The following is a 22,487-nucleotide window of genomic DNA, read 5'->3' on the forward strand; positions in this document are numbered from 1 at the left end:
TTGGGTTCGTTGGGGGGCTAGTTGGGTTCGTTGGAGGGGGAAGCGGCGTCGATTTCGGCAAATACTTTCTGGGCCGTCTTGAAGGCCGAATTGGCCGACGGCACACTGCAATAAATGGCGGTCTGCAGCAGGATTTCCTTGATCTCGTCCCTGCTCAGGCCGTTGTTGAGGGCTGCCCGGATATGCATGGCCAGCTCCTCCCAGTGACCGTGCGCCACCAGCGCCGTGAGGGTAACGGCGGAGCGCATTTGCCTGCTGAGGCCGGGCCGCGTCCAGATGCCACCCCAGGCAATCCTGGTGATCATGTCCTGATAGTCCTCGGTGAAGGAGTCCTTGCCGGCGTTGGCGCGGTCCACATGGGCATCGCCGAGCACTTCGCGGCGGACCACCATGCCGGCGTCGTAAATGTCCTGGGCGGTGGCGTCGGGCTGGACTGCGCCATTCCGGGCGAAGCTGTCGGGGGAAGAAATGCTCATCGTCCGTTCTCCTTCATGAAGGTGCGCATCAAATCAGCCACGGCGGCCGGCGCCTCGGCAGGCGCAAGGTGGGCGACGCCGTCGAGCGCCATCGCCTGAGCAGTACCGCCGCCCGCAGTAATGCCAGCGGCAACAGCTTCAGCCATCGACGGCGGCGCTACTGAATCCTCGACGCCGGCAATCACCTGTGTGGGGACGGTGATGCTGCCGAGCTGCTCGCGGACATCGAACACAGCGAGGGCCTCGCAGCAGAAGGCGTAGCCGAAGCGGTCGGCGTCGCGCAGGGCGTGCAGGAGCCGGCTGCTGATGTCCGGCTGGCGGTCCATGAAACCGGGACCGAACCAGCGCTCGGCGGAGCCTTGAATCATGACAGGGGTGCCGAGTTTGCGAACGGTTTCGGCGCGCTCCAGCCAGCCTTCCGGCGTGCCGAGCTTGGCGCCACTGCACTGGACGGACAGGCTGAGCAGTCGGTCGCCGTGCTTGATGCCGAGCTGCAGGCCGGTGGCCCCGCCCAGCGAGACGCCCGCGTAGTGGAACCTTGCGCCCGGGCTCACCGAATCGACAAGGTCGACGACGGCGTCAGCCAGTTCCGCCACATCGAAACCTTCGGTGACGGTCGGCGAGATGCCGTGGCCGGGGAGGTCCCAGCCGATGACGTCAAAGTCGTCGCCAAGGAGTGCCGCGGTTTCGGTCCAGAGAACGGTGGACGTACCCAACGACGGACCCACCACCAGGAGCGGATTGGTTCCCAGTTCACGCTGCGGGGAAAGCAGCACGGCCTTCACAGTTGGCTTAGCCACGAGTGGCTCCCTTCGTTGGGGTTCCGGTGTTTTCGGCTGGCGCCACGAAGTCGGGGTAGGCGGCCAGCACGCGCCGTGCGATCCCGGATGCTTCACCGAGGTAGCTGGCAGGGTCCAGGAGCGCTTTTAGTTCGGCATCAGAAAGCTTGTCCGCGGGGACGGTTTCGCGCAGGAGTTTGGTGTAAATTCGGCCCTGCTCTGCGGCAGGTGCCTTGAGGGTTTCGTCGACGACGGCCTGCAGCTTCTGCTTTCCGTCCTCACCGAGGAGAGGGGCGACGGCGGCCGCCACACCTTCGCTGAGCAGCAGCGGTCCCGAGATCTCCAGGTTCCGGCGCATCGCATCGGGGAAGACGCGGAGGCCCTTTGTGAGTTCGCGAAGATGCCCGGCTGCGCCCAAGGCCAACGCGAGCAACTGCCGCAAGGCCGGCCACTCGCTGTGCCAGGCGCCGTCTGGTCGCTCGTCGTTGAAGGTCGCAGCGGCCAGGTGCAACTGTGATGCCAGCCCCGGAGCCTGCAACGCTGCGCTGCGAATTAACACCGACAGCACCGGGTTCTGCTTCTGCGGCATGGCCGAAGAAACCCCGCGTCCGGCGGCCAACGGTTCGCCGAGCTCGCCCACTTCAGGACGGCTCAGGAACAGCAAGTCCGCGGCGATCTTCCCGAAGGAATCGAGGAGGGCAGCGAGGCCATCTCCAAGCGCCGTGACAGCGAGGCGGTTGGTGTGCCAGGGAGCAGGAGCTGGTGCGAGGCCAAGCCGGGACGCCAAGGAATCGGCCAGATCGAACGGCGTGGAAGCAGATCCCGCAGTCAACCTGGTCCCCGAAGCCAGCGTTCCACCGGCCCCGCCAAACTGAACCGGCAACTGAAGCGACTCCAGCCGGGCAGCCGCAGCCGCGACACCCTGGAACCACTGGGCAGCCTTGAGCCCGAACGTGTACGGCAGCGCATGCTGCGTGAGGCTCCTGCCCACGCACAGCGTTTCCGCATGTTCCCCTACCAAGGTGGCGAGCGCCGTCGTCGTGCTCCTTACGTCAACCAGCAAAGCAGAAACGGTGCGGCTGGCGAGCAGCATGAGGGCGGAGTCGAGGACATCTTGGCTGGTCAGCGAGGTGTGGACGGCTTTGCCGGCGCCGATCCCGGCCGATTCCAAGGACTTGACCCGCGCGCGGAGGTCACCGAGCAGCGGAATGACCGGGTTTCCGCCACCTTGGGCCCGTTCCGCCACCGAAGCTGCGTCGTAAGAGTCAACATCGGCGGCTTCGGCCACCACAGCGGCAGACCCGGCAGGGACGAGCCCCGCGTCCTCGAGGACGGCAGCCCAGGAGGCTTCGACGTCGAGAATTGCCGCGATCACGGCACGGTCGCCCGTCAGCGCAGCCACAGCGCGCGACGCCGAGACGGGGCTAAGGAGGCCGAAGTCGCCGTCGGTCATGCCGGGGTGTCCGCGTTGACGCTGGTTTCCAGCGAGCCGTCCTGTTGAAAGTCCAGGAAGACGGTCTCATCGCCGCCCTGCAGGCGGATGTCCCAAGTGAGGCCTCCGTCGGGGTCGCGGCGGGCGATGAGCGTCTTACGGCGTTCGGGTTCCAAGGAGCGCAGCAGCGGATCGTTGGCCAGTGCTTCCTCGTTTTCCGGCAGGTACACGCGGGTGAACAGGCGGTTCATGAGGCCGCGGGCGAAGACGGCCACGGAGATAAAGGCGGCAGCACCGGGTGCCGTGGGGCCGGGGTTGACCGTGGTGAACGTGTACACCCCGGAGTTGCCAACAGAGCCGCGGCCCCAGCCGGTGAACGTGTAGCCGTCGCGGACCAGGGAGCCGGTGCGCTGGACGATGTTGCCGTCGGAATCCGGCTGCCAGATCTCCAGGATGGCGTCCGGGATGGTGCTGCCCGAGCCGTCATATACCGTGCCTTGCAGGCGGATGCTGCCGGGGCTGCCTGGTGCCAGCAGTTCGTTGTCCTTGTTGAAGGGAAGTGCGTAGCCGTAGAAGGGGCCTACGGTCTGGCCCGGTGTGGGTGTCAGCTTGCCCATGTGCTTACTCCTCGTCCCCGGCGTCGCCGTATGCTTCGTTTTCCGTCCAGGTGCGCTTGGAACCGGTCAGGATAATGTCCCACTTGTAGCCGAGCGCCCATTCGGGGCTGGTGAGCTCATGGTCGTACTCTGCCACGAGGCGGTCGCGGGCGTCCTGGTCCACGATCGACTGGTAAATGGGGTCCAGCGGGAACAGTTGGTCACCCGGGAAGTACATCTGGGTGACGATGCGCTGCGTGAATTCTGATCCGAACATGGAGAAGTGGATGTGCGCCGGACGCCAGGCGTTCAGGTGGTTCTTCCACGGGTATGCGCCGGGTTTGATGGTGGTGAAGCTGTAGGAGCCGTCGTCACCGGTGATGCAACGGCCGACGCCGGTGAAGTTCGGGTCCAGCGGGGCGGGGTGCTGATCGCGCTTGTGGATGTAACGTCCGGCGGCGTTGGCCTGCCAGATCTCCACGAGTTGGCCGGCAACAGGGCGACCGTCGCCATCAAGTACACGGCCTGCAACGATGATGCGCTCACCCTGCGGCTCGCCGTTGTGCTGGATGGTCAGGTCGGATTCCAGCGCGTGCACGTCCTGGTGGCCGAACGCGGGCGAGTAAAGTTCGATCGTCTCCGGGTCCGCGTGGTGCAGGCTCTTGGTGGGGTGGCGCAGGATGCTGCTGCGGTACGGCGCGTAGTCCAGACGCGGCATGGTCTCCGGCCCCCGGCCGTTCTTCAGGGCCTCCGCGTAGCGGTCGCTGATGCCCTTCATCTCAGCACTGAGGTCCGCTTGGGTTTCCACCTTCTTGGGGGAAACGTGCGCGGCGTGCGCCTCTGCGGGCGGTACGAGTTCCTCGGATTCGAGCGCTTGTGCGGTAGTGACTTGTGCGGTCTGTTCTTGCGGCACGGCCGGCTCCTTTCGGTTTATGGGTTCTCTTGGTTTGCTGGGCGGCGGGCCTAAACCCGGTGGAGCGAGTCGTATTGGACGGCGTGGCGCACCGGGGCGTTGGGCGCCCCGTAGCCGTCGTAGTTGCCCCGGCGTTCCACCATTTCGAAGAACACACTGCCCACGGTGGCGGTGTAGAAGTGGAGGAATTCGCCGTTGGCGTCCCGGTCATACAGGAGGTTGAGCTCCTTGAGGGTGGCCAGGAATCCAGGGTCGAGATCGAACCGGGCGTCCAGGTCCTCGTAATAATTGGCCGGAATCTGGAGGAACTCGAGGCCGCGATCGCGGGCGGACCGGGCAGTTGCTACGAGATCGTCCACGGCGAAGGCGATGTGTTCCTGGTATGTTTTGCGGGCTTTTTCTTGTGCCTGCTGTGCGGGAGCCAGGTTCAAGACCAGCCTGACCGCGCCGTTGCTGGTCTCCATGACCTGCGAGCGCACCAGTCCGCTGGGGCTGGGGACCTCGGCGAAAGGCTGCGGTTCAAGGGCAAGGGCGCTGGTGTAGAAGAGGACAGCTTCGTCAAAGTGCTGCCAGGGCTGGGCGAGGTTCACGTGGTCAATGACGGCATTCTGCTGCGCTGCGGAGTGCTCCAGCCCTTCGCCGAATTCATGCGTCCATGCAGCGGTGCCATCGGGGCTGCCCTGGCAGAGGAAGATCTCGGTGGAGTCCGGAGCTGAGATGCCTTGGAAGACTTCCTCGTCGGCTTGGACCTTGCGAGCCACTACCGGCGCCTTGAGCTGCTGGGCGCGAGCGGAGGCAATCACTGGAGAGTCGACGTCGAACCCCAATGCTGCGATAGCCGGTTCCGAGTGCGAGGCTGCTTGCTCGTTGATGATCACGCGGGCTTGGCCCATAGTCCAGAGCTGGACGTCCTTGGTGCGGTGCCGGCCGTCGAATCCGAAGCCGAGCTGGCCCAGGAGCTTCTCGAGCTGCACGGTGTCGTCGGCCTTGACCTCGGCGAAGTTGAAGCCGGCGGGCTCGTTCACTTTGGGCAGCGTGGCAAGTTCCATGGGATAACGACGGCGGGACGCACTGCCGTTGCCGGCCGCGGTTTCAGTTTCCGTGGGGCTACTCGCGAGCCACTTGGCGCTCTGCTCCTCGAGCCAGATCAAGGAGCGCATGGCGTCGACGGCCGTGCGCTCGGTGTCCGACTGACGGAAGACATCGTTGAAGACTTCGAGGGAGACCGGACCTGTGTATCCTGCGCGGACTACATGGCCCATGAACTTGGCTAGGTCAAACTGGCCCTCACCCGGGAAAACACGGTAGTGACGGCTCCAGGAGAGCACATCCATGGACAGTTTAGGGGCGTCGGCGACTTGGACGAAGAAGATCTTGTCCGCGTTGATGTTCTCGATCGGCGCGGTGTCCCAGTCGCGGGAAAGGATGTGGAACGAGTCCAGGCAGGTGCCGAGGTTGGGGTGGTCAACCATTTCAACCAGACGGTACGCATGCTCATAGTCGTTGACGTACTTACCCCAGGCGAGGGCCTCGTAGGCAACCTTGACACCGTGGTCCCCGGCCAATTCTGCAAGCTCGGTCAGCTGCGCGGCGCGGAGTTCGTCGTCATCAATGGTGGCCGTGGCCACGTTGGAGCAGACCAGGATGGTGTCCATGCCCAAGCGGGACATGAGCTTGAACTTGGCCTCGGCCCGGCGAAGGTTGGCTTTGAGCAGCTCCGGAGTGACGCCGTCGAAATCCCGGAACGGTTGGTAGAGGTCCAATCCCAGGCCGAGGTCCGCGGCCATTTTCCGGACGTCTTCAGGACTGTGCGGGGACGTGACGAGGTCCTGCTCGAAGATCTCGATGCCGTCGAAGCCCGCGATGGCGCAGGCCTGCATCTTCTCCTTCAACGTGCCGGACAGGCAAACCGTGGCGATTCCGGTGCGCATCAGTTGCCCGCCTTCGTCAGCTCGGGGGTCAGGGAAGCCCCAGCGTCTTCCACTGCGATCAGCTCCAGGAAGTGCGCCCGCATCCGTTCACGATCAGCTTCGCGTCCGGTGATGAGTTGGAAGGCGTCGGCCGCCTGGCCGACTGCCATCCGGCCTCCGTCGAGCACGTCGCAGCCCTTGCCACGTGCCTCGCGGACCAGTTGCGTTTCGATCGGGCGGTAGACGATGTCCGCGACCCAGTGCCGCGGTTCCAGGAGATCGATGTCGAGGGGCAGGCCCGGGTGCGCGGCCATGCCGATCGGTGTGCAGTGCACCAGGCCATCGGCGAGGGGCATGATCCCGCTTAGCTCTGCGGTAGTGCGCGGCGTGACTGTGGCCGCCGGGAAGAGTCCGCCGAGTTCCGCGGCGCGTTCAGCGGCGCGGGATGGGTCCATGTCAACGAGGTCCAGCGTGGCGACCCCTGCTTTAAGGAGCGCATACGCGACGGCCGAACCGGCACCGCCGGCACCAAGCTGGACCACGCGGTCGAGCTTTGCGCTCGGCAGCCCAGACGTGAGTGCCGCACCGAAGCCGGAGAAGTCTGTGTTGTGGCCGATGAACCGGCCGTCCTGGATGAGGACCGTATTCACGGCACCCAGCCTGCGGGCGTCGTCGGAAATTTCATCCAGGTGCTCAAGCACCAGCTGTTTGCACGGGTGAGTGATGTTCAGTCCGTTGAAGCCCATCCGCTGGGCGGCGGCGAGGAGGTCCCCGACGGCGGTGGCCGGCAACGCGAGTTCCAGCAGGTCGATGGGGCGGTACAGCAAGCGAAGGCCCTGCACATCGGCTTCGCGTTCGTGCATGGGCGGCGTGAGCGAGGGCATGACCCCTTCGCCTATGAGGCCCACCAGAACGGACTCGGCTCGGTTGCTCATCCTAAAGCTCCTTTGACTTCAGCACCCGGGGCGTTTGGTGCTTTTCTGGGGCGCCGCCTGACCGGGTGTTATTTAGATTACTACAAGTGTTCATATTCCGCACGCTTGTTCTTATCGCGAACATTTACACTAGGCCGTGCGTTGCGGGGCCTGCTTTACACCTTTCGTCGCCCATTTGGCGCGCAGAGCGGGCCTCGCAACGAAGGTGGCCGCGGTCATCGCTGGGGTAGGCGGGCCGCGAGTTCAGCCGCGGCCTCCTGGAGGGTGGGTACGTGCGCGATGAGTTCGTCCATGGACATGCGGAACACCGGCACGGCGGTGGCCAGTGATGCGAATGCGTGCCCCTGGGAGTTGAGGACCGGCACCGCAACTGCGCGCATGCCGATCTCGTTTTCCTCGTCCATCACGGCATATCCCTGGCGACGAACCTGCTCAATTTCCGCACGGAACGCGTCCCTGTCGGTGATCGAGCGCTCGGTCAATGGATCCAGGGGCAGCTCCTCAAGGAGCCGCTTCCGCTCAATCTCATCCTCGAACGCGACGATCGCCTTGCCTACGGAGGTGGTGTGGAGTGCGCCAAGATGGCCGGGGTCACTGGTGACGCGAAAGGTCTTGGGGCCATCCACCTTGTTCACGGTGAGGTGATGGTTGCCATCACGAACGGACAAGATCGTGGCCTCATGCGTGCTCTCGGTGACTCGTTGGAGGACCGGCAGCGCGGTGGCAGCAAAGCCATGATGATTCGAGACGCGCTGACCCAACTGGAAGACGCGCAGCCCCAGGTGGTAGCGGCGGCCATCCGGCTCGTAGTCCACAAACCCATCGCGCGTCAGCGAGCCCAACAACCTGTAGGTGGTGCTGAAGGGGAGGTTCGCACTCCTCGCCAGATCCGCCGCACTCGCCCCACGGGGTTCATTGCCCAGTAAAACCAACAGGCTCAAGGCCTTGCCGACCATGTCGGTCTTTGTGTCCTCTTTCACACTCATAGCTCGATGCTCTCATATAGTGAGAGCTATTTCTAGATGGTGGCGAATTCTCTTGACAAGTGACCCCACTCACAGTCAGTATTGCTGTATTGCACAAGTAGCTCTCACCATGCGGTTACTTGTGCAGGGATCGACCGGCCGCACCTCGCTTGGGTCTCCCCAAAGAAGCCAGATCCGCGACATCGTCGTCACAGAAGGAACACCCATGAGCCAAACAATGCCGTCAGCGACGCCAGGCACTGAAACCACCGCCGGAACCCCAAAGAAAGCTGCGCTTGCCAGCTTTCTGGGCAGCGCCGTCGAGTACTACGACTTCTTCATCTTCGGCTCTGCCGCGGCGCTGATCTTCCCCCACGTCTTCTTCCCCTCCGCCGATGCCAACGCGGCCATCATGTCCTTCGCGACCTTCGGTTTCGCCTACATCGCCCGTCCCGTGGGTGCCGTGATCCTGGGTCACTTCGGTGATCGGATTGGCCGGCAAAAGGTCCTCATGTTCACGCTGGTCCTCATGGGTGCCGCCACTTTCGTGATTGGCTGCCTCCCGGACTTCAAGACCATTGGCTGGTGGGCTCCCGTCCTGCTGGTAGTTGCCCGCCTATGCCAGGGACTTTCTGCCGCTGGTGAGCAGGCCGGTGCTTCCTCCATGACTTTGGAGCACGCCCCGGACAACCGCCGCTCCTTCTTCACCTCTTGGACCCTCACCGGCACCCAGGGCGGCCAGATCCTCGCTGCGTTGGTCTTCATCCCGGTGGTGGCACTGCCCGACGACATCAAATACGGCATCGGTTGGCGCATTCCGTTCTGGCTGAGCGCCGTGGTTGTTCTGGTGGCCTTCTTTATCCGCCGCACCCTCCACGAGCCGCCGGCCTTCGCGGAAGCCAAGAAGAACAATGAGATCTCCAAACTCCCCGTTGCCGATCTCCTGAGGCTGCACTGGCGCGACGTTCTCCGCGTCGTCTGCTGCGCCTTCATCGCCGCAGTGAGTACGGTCTTTGGAACACTGGCCATCAAATACGCCCAGGATGTTGCAGGGGTCAACAGCACCATCACGCTCTGGCTGGTGGTTGCGGCCAACGTTGTTGCTTTGGGAACGCAGCCGCTGTTCGGCATGCTCTCGGACAAGATCGGCCGCAAGCCCGTGTTTATCTATGGAGCCCTTTCCAGCGTGATCATGACGCCGGTGTTCCTGCTGACACTCGAAGGCGGCAACGTGCCGCTGATGTTCCTGGTCTCCGTGGTGTTCTTCTCCTTCGGATACGCCGCCGCCAACGCCGTATGGCCGTCCTTCTACGGCGAAATGTTCAGCACCAAGGTCCGTTTCTCCGGCTTGGCTATTGGCACCCAGCTCGGATTCCTCATGGCAGGCTTCGCACCGGCCATCGTCACGGCTTTGGGTGGCACCAAGCCCGGAGGATGGGTCCAGATCTCCATCTTCACCGCGGTGATCTGTGTGATCGCAGCTGTCTCGGCCATGACCGCCCGTGAATCAGCCAAAACTCCCACCACGGAACTCGGCCTGCACAAGCAAGCCCAGCACTAAGCAAGCCCAGCGCTCCTTCCGGGTTACCTGCTCTGGAGCGCGGAAATGCCCGGCACGTCATCCTGACATGCCGGGCATTTCGTTGTCCCTACTTATCCAATGCGTTGAACCTGTACATGAAAGCAGCCATGGCATCCCGCTTGACGGGTGTGACCGGCCGGTAAGTGTGGTCATCCCAGCCAGTGCTGATTTCTGCGGAAGCCAACCAAGCAATTTCCTTGTAGAACTGGCCATTGGCCGGAACGTCGGTAAACGGCGAGGTGGCCGGCGGCTCAAAGTCTGTGACCTTGGAGAAGCGGTACAAGAACGCAGCCATCGCGTCGCGGTTCACTGGCTCCACGGGTCGGAAGGTTTTGTCCGGCCATCCACCCGAAATCTTGGTGGACGCGAGCCACGCGATTTCCTTGTAGAACTGGTTGGTCGTGGGGACGTCGACGAACGGCGACGTAGCTGGCGGCGTGAACGCGGGTTGCCCTGCCAACCGGTACAGGAACGCAGCCATGGCGTCACGGTTCACGGACAGCAAGGGACGGAACGTGGCGTCAGGCCAGCCCGTGGAGATGCCGGTGGACTTCATCCAACTGATCTGGTGGTCGAACTGTTGGCCTTCGAAGACGTCGGTGAAGTCGGCGCGGGACCAATAGCCCACCGTTCCGACGTCGGTTTTGGTGCCGCTGCTGACCGCGATTTCTTTGGCCTCGGATTGCTCCGCAACGCTTCCTGAATAGGTGAGACCAGCGAAGCGCACATTCGTCGTGTTGCCGCGGAGGCGATAGGACCCGGTGGTCAGGCCAGTGATTTCGAACCTGCCTTGGGCATCCGTGACGGCTTTCCTCGTCACGAGCGCATCGTCGCGGGTGTAGGCCTCGACTACCGCGAACGGCAAAGGATGGCCGCTGGCATCGCGGAGGTATCCCTTCATGCTCCCGCCATCCGTGCCCGAGAAATCGAAACGGGTTTTCTGCTCATTCGCCGTGAGTGTGATGGTCTGCGCAGGACCGGGACCCTTGTCCTCACTCACACCGCTGTAGTACTGCCCCTCATAAGAGCTCTTCGCCTGGTGGGCGCTGCTGACGGTCACCATATCCAACGCAAGCTTGTATTGGCCGGGCTGAAGCCCGCTGACAGTGTAAAAACTGCTATTAACCGGGACGTCCTTCACTACTTTGCCAGTGAGGTCATGGACAGAGACCCTGTGCTCGCCTGCACCCGTTGCCGGCCAAGCACTGGACACCCAACCACTGATGCTGGAGCCCGGATCACCGGCCAGATCTGCGTTGTAGACATCCTGCTCGCCCGCGATGGAGATGGTGGAGGCCTCAGCGAACGAAGCTCCTCCTCCATGCCAGGAAGTAATGACGCCACCGCTGGCCCGGATCCGATAGAGGCCATCAGGGATTCCACGGAGATCATAGTGGCCACCGCTGCTTGGAAACTCTGAAGCGACAACGGTTCCGGAGGAGTCCAACGCCTCGACAACCACGGTGGTCGTGTCCACGTAGTAGGGCATCAGGACCCTGCCTTGGATCCTGCCGCCGCCCATGTTTTGGTCGATTCCCGTAACGTCCTGTCCCTCGTTGACCAGCACCGGAGTGGAGGTGCTCAGGTCCGAGCCGCCATAGACCTCCATGCTCGTCCACCCGGGGTCGCTGGAATGGAAATAGACCTTGTATTCTGCGGCCGGCAGGCTGGGAAGCATATAGGTACCGTCGGGGTTCACCGTCCCTGACGGAGCGTTCGAGGACGGACTATAGAGATTAATCGCAAAGACGGAGACCGACCCCAAGTCCACATTTGAACGGACAGTAACGGTTCCGCTGATCGAACCGCCCGTCGATCCGCCGGCCGTTGCGGTCTCGGCTGGAACCGTTGCTCGGCCCACAGCCCAGGCCTGCGCCGGAACCATCCCCAACACCAGTGATGCCGTCAGTGTTGCGATCATCGCCAGAGCGGCCGCACGCCAATGCCGGATCCTCAAAAAAGACACGGAATTCCCCCAAGATTAAGAGTGGATTGCCGTGGCAGTCACGACGAATAGGGCCAATGCTAGCGCCTCGCCACGACAAAAATGGAATCCGGATCTCACCTTCGGCAAAGACCCTATCGAGGGTCCAGAACCACCGTTTGAAACGCTCCCTGGCCGGTACCGACGTATAGGAAGAGTGTCCCGTCGCCGGCCACGCCAACCACGGAAGGATTGCCCGCCCCGGTAAAGGCATTACCCAAGGCTGCGAAGGAAGTGAACATGTTCCATCCAGCCCCCATGGCCACCCGGGCCAGGAAACCTCCGTTGCCATTGCCCGGATAAAGCCAGAGCGAGCCATCGGTTCCACGGGCCATGATGTCTTCGCGGCCATCCCCGTTGAAGTCGCCGCCCTGCATCACCGAATTGAAGATGTTCCAACCCGTGCCGACCTGACGCCACGGCTGGAAACCTCCAACGCCATTACCTGGGTAGAGCCACAGGCTCCCATCGGCAGCCCGCGCCACAAGGTCCGCTTTGCCGTCACCGGAGAAATCACCCGGTGCGAGCATCTGCGTGAACCCTTGCCACCCCGTTCCGATTTGCTGGCGGGCCAGGAACTGCCCGCGACCATCCGTCGGATACAGCCACAACACCCCGTCGGAAGTCCGCGCCACAAGGTCCGGGTGGCCATCGCCGTCGAAATCCCCTGCGGTGAGGACCGCATTAAACGCACCCCAGCCCGACCCCACCTGGACCCGCGGCAGGAAAGCGCCGGAACCATTGCCTGGGTAAAGCCACAGGATGCCATCGGTGCCGCGCGCCAGAATGTCGGCGACAGCATCGCCGTCGAAATCTCCCGCCTCCCACACCTGGCTGAACTGGTTCCATCCGGCCCCAATGGCCAGGCGTTCGGCAAAACCTGAGCCGCTGCCCGGGTAGAGGCGCATGGTTCCCGCCGATGTCACCGTCAGGACGTCGGAGCGCGTGTCACCCGTGAAGTCTTGCCCGCCCACGATGTCGCCCACGGCATTCCAGCCACTTCCGACGGCGATGCGCGGCACGAAACCACCCCAACCATTGCCGGGGTACAGGTAGAGAGTGCCGTCGCTGGCCCTTGCGAGCAGTCCCGCGCCGGCACCGCCGAAGGAACCGTCGGAAGTAATGCTGGTGAAGCCGTTCCAGCCCGAGCCGACCTGCGACCATGCACGGAAACCCCCCTGACCGTCGCTTGGGTAGAGCCAGAGCGTGCCATCCGGCTTGGTCGCCATGACATCGGGCCGGGCGTCGCCGTCGAAATCCCCCATACCAATGAGGTTCGAGAAGCCCTGCCAACCGGATCCGACCTGCCGTTTCGCCAGGAAACCGCCATTTCCGTCACCCGGATACAGCCATAGGACACCGTCGCTGGTTCGCGCCAGGATGTCGCCCCGACGATCGCCGTTGAAGTCCGCGATGCCGGTGATGGCGTCAAAGATGTTCCACCCCGAGCCGATCTTTCGGGGATTATCAAGCCTGTTGCCGGGCAGGCCGGCGTAGAGCATCAGGGAGCCGTCAGCCTCGCGGGAGAGGACATCGGCGAGCCTGTCGCCGTCGAAGTCTCCCGCCGAGAAGCGGATTTTCGCCGTGAGCTTGGGATCGGCAAAGATAGTGACCGACGCCGACGTGCTGGTCACCGAATTGATGGTCACCTGAGTGCCGGTATAGGTGGTGAAAGTGCTGCCCGCCTGCCATGCGTGGTTGCTGGCGTACCAGGCTTCCGGGAACGGCTTGGTGGACGGCATGAGGATCAGGGACGAAGCGATGGTGGCTCCGCCGCGCTGGACGATCTTTACGCCCCTGTTTCCGGCCGGCCTTCCCGAGTCGTCAAGGTAACTGTCATAGCCTGCGGCCTGCCGCAACTCCAGGTAATAGACCTCTTTGCTGATGGGATCGGTGAACTTGATGGCACGCTGTGCTTCGGTCCCGCCCCACGGTTTGAGCGTGTAGGTCTTGGCTCCCGTTGCCACGCCAACATCACGGATTTCATCACCACGGCCAAATCCTGCGTAGTCCCACAGCGAGCTGCTGACCACGGGTGATTCAAATTGGGCTGCGCCCATGATGTCCGTGGTGTCGCCGTACTCCCGGATGTAGCAGGAAGGATCCGTGAACCGTCCGCTACCGTCAACTCCGACGTCGGACGCGCCACTGCCGCACTGCAACGCGTCCGCATGCATGAGGCCGATGACGTGCCCGAACTCGTGGCTCATCACGTTGTTCGTGAACCCGCTGATCTGCGGCAGGAGGACGCGGCCACTGTAGCTTCCGCTGCTGTATCCGGCTCCGAGGGCGTTTCCGGACAGAGTGGAGGTAGGAATGAAAATTACCAGCGCTGTATACGGACTGGCCGACCAATTCAGTTCGCTGGTGATGATGGAAATGATGGTGCTGTAGCTATCCGTGGACTTCGCCTTGGATTGGTGGCCGGCAACCTTGGTGTTCACCGTCAGGGACAGCTTGTTGGCTGTCATCGCTTTCCAGTAGTTGCTGGACGCGGCAACAGCCTGTTCAGCGCCCGCCATGGACACCGTATTGGTGTTGTCCGCCAGTTTGGCGGTGACCAGCCGAACCCGGATGTCGCCGCTGGGTCCCGCCGCTGCCGGACCGGCGTCGGGCGACGTGTTGAACGGCGTGGCGAGCTCTGGGGGAACCTCGAACGTATGCTCCGAGTGCGGCGTTCCCTCCACGAACTGGACATTTGGGTTGTCAGGCCCGGGCAACGGCACCGCACTCGCGGGGGTTTGTACAAAAAACAGGCCGGTAGCAAACACCATCAAGCCTGTAGACAACGCGATTGTTCGCCGTAGCGCACCCATTCGATCTCCCCGGGGACGGAGCCTGTGGTTGCTGTGAGACTCAACAACCGAGATCAGGCTACAACCGGGTAGGCGGCGAGCCCGGCAGGCGGGGCTCGCCACGTGGAAACCCAACCATCCCGGAATGCTAACGGGACCCTAACCAGGCCGAAATACCGTGGCAACATTGCCGCGCCACACTGGAATAGCCGGCAAGTGCAGGCACCAGCTCCAGCCAGGAGGAAACCATGCTGAAGGAAGCCACCACTCACACAACACGCATACGTGCTATCAGCCAGCTCCACCGCGGAGACGAGATCGAAGCCCGCCTGTCCGTAGGGCCCGCTTACGACGACGTAGTGATCCGCCGCGGACGCGTCCAGGAAACGGCGCCGGGAATCGGCGTTGTGTGGATCATGGACCACGCCTCCGGGATGCGGAAAGCCATCAATACTGACGAATGCAGCGTTTGGCGCGTCGTCTGATCCGGCTTGACCCCAAACCCCTCTCAGCCGCCGGCCACGGATTGGATGATCAAAACCTCCTGGCCTGCCGCAACCTCCGTATCAAGACCTTTCACACGCCGGATCTCATCACCGTTCACGTAAATATTCACGTAGCGGCGCAGCGCCCCGGTTTCATCACGCAAACGCCTGGCCAGTACTGGATAATCTCCGGTTACCGAGTCCAGCAACTGTCCAACGGTCACAGCCCCGTCGGCGGACGCAGTCAGATAGGACTGTCCGCCAACGAGGGGCTGCAGGACGCCAGGCAGCAGGACCGTAAAGTCAGCCACGACCGGCCTACCCAGACACCGATGCGTTGGCTTTTGCTTCGGGTATGGCAGATGCGCCCACCACGACGGCGGCACGCACGCAGAGCACGTCCGGCAAGTGCGACGCCACTTCAGTAAATGTTTCGCCTTCGTCAGCACTGGCATACACAGCGCCCCCGCGGGTTCCAAAGTACACGCCGGTAGGTTCCGCGGTGTCCACGAAAGCGGCGTCCCTGAGCACGGCGTTGTATTCGTGGTCCGGGAGGCCCGTGTGCAGTTCTTTCCACGTTCCGCCGGCATCGTCTGTGCGGTGGACGCTGAGCTTACTGTCCGGCGGGATGCGTTCGCCGTCCGCTTTCAAAGGGATCACCCACGCCGTGCCCTCGCGGCGCGGATGGGTCAGCATGACGAACCCAAAATCCGCCGGCAGCCCGTCCGCGATTGAGTCCCAGTTCTCGCCGCCGTCGTCCGTGCGGTACACCCCGTGGTGGTTCTGCGCGTACAAACGATTCTCGACGGCGGCATCCGCCGCGATCTTGTGAACGCACTGGCCGAACTCGGGGTTGGGATCAGGCATGAAGTAGGCCGAAATTCCCTTGTTGCGGGGCTCCCAGGAGGCACCGCCGTCGAGCGATCTGTAAACGCCGCCCGTGCTCATGGCGATGTGGACCTTCTCGCCTGACGGATCAACCACAATGGAGTGCGCGGCCGCTCCTCCGTAACCGGCGCCCCACTCGCTGCGGTGGGGATGGTCCCAGAGTCCGCGGTTCAGCTCAAAGTGTTCGCCGCCGTCGGTTGATTTCCACACCGAAATGGGCTCACAACCCGCCCAGACCACGCCTGGTCGGGAGTCGGCGTCGGGGTATATCTGCCAGATGCGTTCCAGCGCGGCGTCTGTGCCGTCCGGAAATCTAATGGCGCCCTGCTCGGGCTCGGTCCACGTGGCGCCAAGGTCGTCGGAGTGGGCCACTGTGGGACCCCAGTGCTCGGATCGTACGCCAACCATGATTCGTGTAGTGCCGTTCCGTGTGTCTATCCCGATGCTGGGTATCTCACTCATCAGGAAGTGCGGGCCGGAGAGGGACCATTCTTTGCGGTCCGGGCTTGTTGCCAGCCACAGGCCTTTCTTGGTCCCGATCGCGATGACGTAACTCTCTGCAGTAGCCATGATCCCCATCGAACCATCAGGGCGTATGGGTGGCAACGGTTTTTTGCTCCTATGTGGATAGCCCGGTTTACGGACAAAACCCTCCTTACGGTTACAGTGCGGCCAACCTCCGAATCGTGACGCGAAAATCGAGAAAAACTTTTTCCCGTGATGTGGCGGCTGTTGTCCACTGATTGGAAAAAACGTGCTTGACTGTGGTTCGCGGTCAAGAGGCCGCAGCAACTTACTGGGGGAATACATGTTTTGCGAGGTCAAAGAGCCATGAGACCAACAAAAAGGAAATCCGCGGTGGTCGGCCGGTAGCGGGATCGAGCCATGATTGCAGTCTCTATGCAAGAGGGAGCGGTAGTCCTGGACCCGTTCTCCGTAAGAATGGTCCTCGGGGCCGTCATCCTGACCCTGATAGTTCTCTCCTGCGTCTCCTCTCGACGTCTCCGGCCGCCGTTCACCGTTTGGTGGCGGGCTTCCCTGTGCCTTTTCTTTGCCGGAAATTGCGCCTTCCTGCTCAACGGAACCTCCTTACTGGCGTGGGCCAGCCCGCCCGGCAAAGCGCTGGTTGTCGCCGGAGCTTTCAGCGTCTGGGCAGGAGCACGAAAACTTCGGGACCGTAAAGTCAGCGCTTGGCACTTGGCCCCGGCACCACTGATCACCTACGTTGCGTCGTTAACGGACACAGCGGAATCCAGTATCTGGTCCGGTGGTTTGGTCTATCTGGGCCTGACGGCGGCAGGCCTTGGCATGTCCGGGGCAGAATTGTGGTTCGCGAAATCAACCCATTCCCGGGCGACCAAGTTCCTGGCCCTCACCGCAGCACTTACCTCCCTGTACTATCTGGGCCGGGCAATCACGTTTGTGCTGGAAGGGCCCGACGGGAATTCGTACCGGACCTACTTCGGCTACGCGCCGGCGGCCGTGGTGCACCTGATCCTCCTGGTGTCGCTGTCCTTCACCATGAACGCGCTCAGCAACAACCACCTGATTACAAAACTCAGGGAACGCGCCGAACGGGACCATCTCACCGGCCTGCTAAACAGGGGTGCCTTCCTTGGCCTGGCTGCCAAGGAACTGGCCGGTCCGGCCTCCCAACGAGGAGGGGCCTTGATCCTGGCGGACCTCGACTACTTTAAAGCCGTCAACGATGAACACGGACATGCGGCCGGGGACGCAGCCTTGTGTGCCTTCGCCGAGGCCTGCACCGCTTCGGTTCGGTCAACCGACCTTGTTGGACGGTATGGCGGAGAAGAATTCATCCTGTTCCTGCCGGGAGCGACGCAACAGCGGGCCGAAGCCATCGCCTCAGAGATCAGCCATCGCCTATCCGCAATGGAAGATCCGGATGGTTTGCCGTTTCCCACAGTCAGCTATGGCGTCACGTCCACTGGTATAGAGGCTCCCGACCTGGATTTCATGATCAAGGTGGCAGACGCCGCGCTATATAGCGCCAAGGCCCAGGGACGTAACAGAGTCGTGGGCGCGGACCCAGTGGAAATTTCGCTGCCCGAGTTTCACCAAGGGCCGTAGTGCATGGACATACGGCGCAAAGTGCCGGGCCTCACCCGTAGGCAGTTCTTACGACGGCGGTGCAGAGGTTGGAGAAAGTCAGGAGTCAACGGCAGGGCGTTCAGGGTCCGCAAGCGCTTGGTATCGCGTTGTGTGACGTTATGCCTAGGCTGTGGGTGGCAAGTGAGAGTTCCCACCCGTGGATGACTGAGAACAACGATGATGGAGAGCAACGATGACTGAAGCAAACACCAACGCACGTGCACAACAGCTGAAAGCCCTGCACGAGGCACCGGAAATCCTGAGCGTGGTTAATGTGTGGGACGCCGTCAGTGCCCGCACTGTTGCAGAACTTCCTGAAACCAAGGCCATCGCCACAGCAGGGCATTCCATAGCTGCAGCCTTCGGCTATGCCGACGGAACCATGCCGTTGGACGTCGCGCTGGATGGGGTCAAGCGAATTGTCGACGCCGTGGATCACCCTGTCACTGCAGACCTGGACGACGGCTACGAGAACCCTGCCGAGACCATCCGCCGGGCGATTGGGATCGGCGTGGTTGGGGCGAATGTTGAGGACCGTTTGCGGCCCTTCGACGAAGCCGTTGCCCGTGTGCAGGCCATCATTTCGGCCGCCGCGGATGAAGGCGTCGCGTTCCAGCTGAACGCACGCACTGACGCTATCGCCCGGGGTGGGGACCGTCCGCTCAACGTCAGCATCGAGGACGCCATTGCCAGGGGCCGCGCCTTCCTCGACGCCGGTGCTTCGCTGGTCTTCGTGCCCGGCGCCATGACCCGCGAGGTCATCGAGCCTCTGGTTGAAGGCCTCGGACACGGGAAGCTCTCCGTGATTGGCGCACCCGGCGCCCTCCCGGCAGCAGAGCTTCAGAAACTTGGTGTGGCCCGTGTTTCCTATGGGCCCTTTACCCAGCGGGTGGCTCTGCGGGCACTTCGGGACCTCGCCACGGACCTCTATGGTTCGGGCGTGGTCCCTACTGACACGCCTGCGCTGAACTAACTGACGCCTGCCTGTCCCGCCTTTCGCGGCGGGACAGGTCAGGACCCTGAACGGGTGTCGAACGCGGCCGCCGATTCCCGAAGCAGTCGGGCCACCGTGTCCAAGGGCAGGCTGGCAGCCTTTCTCCGGTCGAACCTCCGCAAGGCGATGTGCCGGGTTCCCAGGCCCGGAACATCCAGGATATCCACTTGGTCATGGACAACTCCCGTCAGCGCCAGAGTGGGCACAATCGCAACCCCCTCACCAGCAGCGACGAGTGCCAGCGCGGTAAGTGTGTCGTGATACTGATGAACAGTCTCAATCCGGGCACCCGTCGAGTGACGGAGGCGCCCAAGAACTGCAGTGTTGGCCGCTGATGGCTCGACTCCCAGCCACGGCAAGTGCAACCGGCTCAGGTCAATGTTGTCCGTTCCCAGCAAGGTTCCTGCGGGCACCACGAGCTTCCACGGTTCGTCAAGCAGGGGTTCCTGGACCATTCCGGCCGCCATCGGACGCTGCTCTGCCGCCGTCGAATCCTGTTCGATCACCACTGCATCGAGCTGTCGCTGCCGGAGCAGCCGCATCAGAGCCGGAAAGCCGTCCTCAACGATCTGAATCTGCAACTGGGGGTATTGGCTGCGCCATTCGGGAAGGCGCGGGATCACAACGGTGCGCATAAAGCTGGTGAATCCGCCAACCCGCACCACCCCCGCAATATTGACTTCGCTTTGCATCCGGGCCCGGGCCACGTTGAGTGCCCGTTCTATCTCTTCCCCTGCCTCCGCCATGGCCAAACCTGCCGGTGTAAGCACTGAACCTTTGGGGGTGCGGAGGAGTAGCGCCTGCCCTGCCTCATTCTCGAGTTTGCTCAGCTGCTGCGACACTGCGGACGCCGTAATACGCAATTCATCAGCTGCCGCAAGGACGCCTCCAGTGCGCGCGACCGCAAGAAGCACGAGCAACCGGCGCGGATCCATCTCCATGTTAAGTACTCCTAAACACCGGCTTCAGAATATTGCAATTGAACTAAATGGCTTCCTCACTCAATATTGACTCAAAAGCACGATTCAGTCGCCCAATACCGACTACCGAATCAAGCCCCCATCCCGGATCGAACGCCGCCCCGTCGGCTTCATTTGGATGCCCAAATCCTGAAAGGACTCCCATGGAACTGCTGTTCGAAATTGCCGGTTGGGCCGGCGCAGTGGCGATGCTCGGCGGCTACATGGCGGTGTCCATGGGCTGGTTGCAGGCGGGCAGCACCTTCCAGACCGTAAATCTTTTCGGTTCGTGCGCCTTTATCGTCAATGGCACGCTCCACGGAGCCTGGCCCTCCGTGGTAACCAACGTGGCTTGGTTCTTGATTTCGGCGGTGGCGCTTCTCCGCATGAGGGCCAAGGAGCGGCCTGCGCGGTCGGCGGCCCAAATTCAAGAGAGCCCCTCGCTTGGTCCGGACACTGCCGCCCAGGTCATCGTCACGGCCGCTCGGCCTGCCGCCAGCTGCGCATAGCGGGTTCGCAGGGAACGGCCGCCCCGCTGGGGACAGGCTCCGTCAGTCCACGAATTCCGACTGGGTCTCGATGAAGTCCCAATCCGCAACGGTCAAGACACCACTGACCTTGTCCGGATGAGGCCCGCCGGCCTCGGCAATGTGCTGCAGCACCTGCAGCGGCAGTTCTTCGGCGCGCAGGTTTTCGCGCAGCCATTCCTTGCTGTCCAAGTGCAGATCGAGCCACCACATGTAGATTTCCATCGCGGACCGCCTTCCTTCGGATGAGCCGTGGACCCGAATTAACCGTAGGCCCCGTCAGGAACGTCTACAAGGGTGCGCGTGAGCCCAAGTAGCTGTTCAAGCACGCGCCGCAGCGCAACAATAAGGGTATGGCTGCGGAAGGTTTCAGCGGACGGATCCCCTTGGTGGTCGGAGTGCTGCCGGATCAGCATGTGGAGGTCCTCCAAACTGCCAGGACCCTCGCCGAGCAAATGGGCGTGCCGCTGGTTTGCGCTTATGTGGATGAGGCCAGCTACCTGGTGGAGTGGGACCCCTCGCGCGAGACACACCGGATGTCGCTGCATCCCGAAAAGGATGACGAGGACGTCGCGGCCGTCCGTGGTGATCTGGGAAAGGCCATCGCGGAGGCCATGGACGGCGGCACGGCGGATTGGACTTTGCGCTTGCTCGCCGGGGATCCTGCCCGTGCCCTGGGCCGCTTGGCCTCGGATATTGATGCGTCGATGATCATCGTAGGGACCCCTGAACCTGGATTGGGGCACCGGATTTCCGAAGCCCTGAACGGCTCGGTGGCAGCCTGGCTGAGTCATCACCAACGGCGGCCGGTGCTGATTGTGCCGCAAAAGAAGAGGCATGAAGCTGCCCATAAAAACTAAAGCGAAAGTACTTATTCGAGGTGGTGGCGAAGGCGTCGCACGGCACGTAGAGTAATTACTGCAGGACGGCGAGAGCCCCTGCTCAAAGACCGCTCCGGAGTGCGTATCCCCCAATAACGCACTCCGGAGCTCTTTGTTTAAGCGACGGATTACACCGCGTGCGGCCACCACCTTCTTTCACGCAAAAACGGCGCCGACACACCCTTTTGTAGGCGCGTCGAGGCCGTTCTCATTTCAAAGCGGGTGGTGACGGTTCGGCTCTTCACGTGGCTGGCGATGATGGGAAAGCCGGCATGGGACATGCTTCACGCGAACGGTCTCCCACATCCCCGCTGACGTACGACGGCGGCACTCACCTTGTGTGCCGCCGTCGAGCTTGGTGGGTGGTTGGCCTGGCTGAGTGCCGCCACCACCCACTTTGATTTCCCAAGCGAGGCAACACGCCGCGTTCCCGGGCGTGTCCAAGCCTCCCCGAGTTCAAAGTTGGTGGTGGAGGCACACCCTACTTTTGAAACCGAAGCTTCCACGGCGTCAGCGCGGACTCCAGCTGTTCACGGAGATTCATCTTGGAAGCACCCTCCACGCGTTCTTCAAAGTGAATGGGTACCTCGGCGATTTTCAGGCTCCGCCTGGCCGCCCGGTAATTCATCTCAACCTGGAATGAGTAGCCATCGCTTCGAATCGACGCCACATCAACTTGGTGGAGAGCAGTGGCTGTCCAGGCCTTGAATCCCGCGGTGGAATCTTTCACTTTCAAACCCAGAATCACACCCACGTAGAAATTTGCCCACGCAGAGAGTGCCTTGCGGTGCCAAGGCCATTCTGTCGCTGTAGATCCACCGGCAACATATCGCGAACCAATGACCAGTGCGGCGTTGCAAGTGCGAATCCGGTCAAGCATGGTGGGGATGGCCGAGACGGGGTGGGAAAGGTCTGCGTCCATTTGGATGACCACGTCGGAATCCTCGGCGAGAGCGCGGGTCATGCCTGCGACATATGCCCGGCCGAGCCCATCCTTCTCTTTCCTGTGCAGGACAGACACCGTTCCGCCGGATTCTGCAGCCAACTTGTCAGCAACTGCGCCTGTCCCATCCGGCGAATTGTCATCCACTATCAGCACCTTGAGATCCTGCATTCCCAGTGAGCCGAGCTGGTCAATGAGAAGAGGTAGGTTTTCCCGCTCATTGTACGTAGGCACAACAACGGTGATTTTCGCATTTTCAGTCAAAACGTGGGTCCCCAATTCGTTTTCGGATCTAGCCAAAGCGCGGTGCTGGTTTGCACACATGGTCGGC

Annotated in this window: 21 protein-coding genes; 6 read left to right on the top strand and 15 right to left on the bottom strand. The window is 62.4% G+C overall.

Going from position 1 to position 22,487, the window contains the following annotated elements:
* Window positions 1-17: 17 nt before the first annotated feature.
* From pcaC to KCX59_RS21440, 8 genes are all read right to left on the bottom strand, one after another.
* On the bottom strand, window positions 18-476 hold the full coding sequence (pcaC, locus tag KCX59_RS21405) for a 4-carboxymuconolactone decarboxylase (RefSeq protein ID WP_178994496.1): 459 nt from the start codon (window positions 474-476) through the stop codon (window positions 18-20).
* Window positions 473-1,276 carry an alpha/beta fold hydrolase gene (locus KCX59_RS21410; protein WP_179017951.1) on the bottom strand — a complete coding sequence of 268 codons (804 nt, stop codon included), beginning with the start codon at window positions 1,274-1,276 and terminating at the stop codon, window positions 473-475. The genes pcaC and KCX59_RS21410 overlap by 4 nt, the downstream gene beginning before the upstream one ends.
* Entirely contained in the window at window positions 1,269-2,708 is a 1,440-nt protein-coding gene (locus KCX59_RS21415) for a lyase family protein (protein WP_179017952.1), read from the bottom strand. The genes KCX59_RS21410 and KCX59_RS21415 overlap by 8 nt, the downstream gene beginning before the upstream one ends.
* On the bottom strand, window positions 2,705-3,304 hold the full coding sequence (pcaG, locus tag KCX59_RS21420) for a protocatechuate 3,4-dioxygenase subunit alpha (RefSeq protein ID WP_179017953.1): 600 nt from the start codon (window positions 3,302-3,304) through the stop codon (window positions 2,705-2,707). The genes KCX59_RS21415 and pcaG overlap by 4 nt, the downstream gene beginning before the upstream one ends.
* A 4-nt stretch (window positions 3,305-3,308) precedes the next feature.
* Window positions 3,309-4,196: a protocatechuate 3,4-dioxygenase subunit beta gene (gene pcaH, locus KCX59_RS21425; protein WP_179017954.1), complete on the bottom strand. Its 888-nt coding sequence runs from the start codon at window positions 4,194-4,196 to the stop codon at window positions 3,309-3,311.
* 50 nt (window positions 4,197-4,246) lie between these two features.
* Window positions 4,247-6,127, bottom strand: a complete 1,881-nt coding sequence (locus KCX59_RS21430) for a bifunctional sugar phosphate isomerase/epimerase/4-hydroxyphenylpyruvate dioxygenase family protein (RefSeq protein WP_179017955.1) — start codon at window positions 6,125-6,127, stop codon at window positions 4,247-4,249.
* Window positions 6,127-7,041 carry a shikimate dehydrogenase gene (locus KCX59_RS21435; protein ID WP_179017956.1) on the bottom strand — a complete coding sequence of 305 codons (915 nt, stop codon included), beginning with the start codon at window positions 7,039-7,041 and terminating at the stop codon, window positions 6,127-6,129. The genes KCX59_RS21430 and KCX59_RS21435 overlap by 1 nt, the downstream gene beginning before the upstream one ends.
* A 215-nt stretch (window positions 7,042-7,256) precedes the next feature.
* A complete protein-coding gene (locus KCX59_RS21440) occupies window positions 7,257-8,027 on the bottom strand; it encodes an IclR family transcriptional regulator (protein WP_178994510.1) in 771 nt (256 codons plus the stop codon).
* 205 nt (window positions 8,028-8,232) lie between these two features.
* Between KCX59_RS21440 and KCX59_RS21445 the strand changes: the two genes are divergently transcribed.
* Window positions 8,233-9,567, top strand: a complete 1,335-nt coding sequence (locus KCX59_RS21445; protein ID WP_179017957.1) for an MFS transporter — start codon at window positions 8,233-8,235, stop codon at window positions 9,565-9,567.
* An 88-nt stretch (window positions 9,568-9,655) separates the two neighbouring features.
* Here KCX59_RS21445 and KCX59_RS21450 read toward each other — a convergent pair whose 3' ends face one another.
* A complete protein-coding gene (locus KCX59_RS21450; protein WP_179017958.1) occupies window positions 9,656-11,554 on the bottom strand; it encodes an S-layer homology domain-containing protein in 1,899 nt (632 codons plus the stop codon).
* A 113-nt stretch (window positions 11,555-11,667) separates the two neighbouring features.
* Window positions 11,668-14,388 (bottom strand): FG-GAP-like repeat-containing protein, encoded by a 2,721-nt coding sequence (locus KCX59_RS21455; RefSeq protein WP_179017959.1) that lies wholly within the window; start codon window positions 14,386-14,388, stop codon window positions 11,668-11,670.
* A gap of 227 nt (window positions 14,389-14,615) precedes the next feature.
* Here KCX59_RS21455 and KCX59_RS21460 point away from each other — a divergent pair, with 227 nt between their 5' ends.
* Window positions 14,616-14,852, top strand: coding sequence for a hypothetical protein (locus KCX59_RS21460; protein ID WP_179017960.1), 237 nt, complete (start codon window positions 14,616-14,618; stop codon window positions 14,850-14,852).
* Between the two features lie 23 nt (window positions 14,853-14,875).
* On the opposite strand, the gene KCX59_RS21465 is transcribed toward KCX59_RS21460, so the two are convergent.
* On the bottom strand, window positions 14,876-15,163 hold the full coding sequence (locus tag KCX59_RS21465; RefSeq protein ID WP_017197341.1) for a MoaD/ThiS family protein: 288 nt from the start codon (window positions 15,161-15,163) through the stop codon (window positions 14,876-14,878).
* Window positions 15,164-15,170: 7 nt separating this feature from the next.
* Window positions 15,171-16,319, bottom strand: a complete 1,149-nt coding sequence (locus tag KCX59_RS21470) for a WD40/YVTN/BNR-like repeat-containing protein (protein WP_178994519.1) — start codon at window positions 16,317-16,319, stop codon at window positions 15,171-15,173.
* A gap of 306 nt (window positions 16,320-16,625) precedes the next feature.
* Here KCX59_RS21470 and KCX59_RS21475 point away from each other — a divergent pair, with 306 nt between their 5' ends.
* A complete protein-coding gene (locus tag KCX59_RS21475) occupies window positions 16,626-17,831 on the top strand; it encodes a GGDEF domain-containing protein (protein WP_179017961.1) in 1,206 nt (401 codons plus the stop codon).
* 214 nt (window positions 17,832-18,045) lie between these two features.
* Entirely contained in the window at window positions 18,046-18,825 is a 780-nt protein-coding gene (locus KCX59_RS21480; protein ID WP_178994522.1) for an isocitrate lyase/PEP mutase family protein, read from the top strand.
* A gap of 38 nt (window positions 18,826-18,863) precedes the next feature.
* Here KCX59_RS21480 and KCX59_RS21485 read toward each other — a convergent pair whose 3' ends face one another.
* The gene (locus KCX59_RS21485) at window positions 18,864-19,787 is read right to left on the bottom strand and encodes a LysR family transcriptional regulator (protein WP_091464020.1); all 924 of its coding nucleotides are present in this window, start codon (window positions 19,785-19,787) and stop codon (window positions 18,864-18,866) included.
* A 182-nt stretch (window positions 19,788-19,969) separates the two neighbouring features.
* Between KCX59_RS21485 and KCX59_RS21490 the strand changes: the two genes are divergently transcribed.
* Window positions 19,970-20,314 carry a CBU_0592 family membrane protein gene (locus tag KCX59_RS21490; RefSeq protein WP_178994524.1) on the top strand — a complete coding sequence of 115 codons (345 nt, stop codon included), beginning with the start codon at window positions 19,970-19,972 and terminating at the stop codon, window positions 20,312-20,314.
* Between the two features lie 42 nt (window positions 20,315-20,356).
* On the opposite strand, the gene KCX59_RS21495 is transcribed toward KCX59_RS21490, so the two are convergent.
* Entirely contained in the window at window positions 20,357-20,557 is a 201-nt protein-coding gene (locus KCX59_RS21495) for a hypothetical protein (RefSeq protein WP_011776649.1), read from the bottom strand.
* A 128-nt stretch (window positions 20,558-20,685) separates the two neighbouring features.
* On the opposite strand from KCX59_RS21495, the gene KCX59_RS21500 reads away from it, so the two are divergent.
* Window positions 20,686-21,192 carry a universal stress protein gene (locus tag KCX59_RS21500; RefSeq protein ID WP_091464025.1) on the top strand — a complete coding sequence of 169 codons (507 nt, stop codon included), beginning with the start codon at window positions 20,686-20,688 and terminating at the stop codon, window positions 21,190-21,192.
* 502 nt (window positions 21,193-21,694) lie between these two features.
* On the opposite strand, the gene KCX59_RS21505 is transcribed toward KCX59_RS21500, so the two are convergent.
* On the bottom strand, window positions 21,695-22,390 hold the full coding sequence (locus tag KCX59_RS21505; RefSeq protein ID WP_434122546.1) for a polyprenol monophosphomannose synthase: 696 nt from the start codon (window positions 22,388-22,390) through the stop codon (window positions 21,695-21,697).
* Window positions 22,391-22,487: the final 97 nt, after the last annotated feature.

Origin of the sequence: Paenarthrobacter nitroguajacolicus, assembly GCF_051027655.1 — a bacterium.
Classification (GTDB): Bacteria; Actinomycetota; Actinomycetes; order Actinomycetales; family Micrococcaceae; genus Arthrobacter; species Arthrobacter nitroguajacolicus.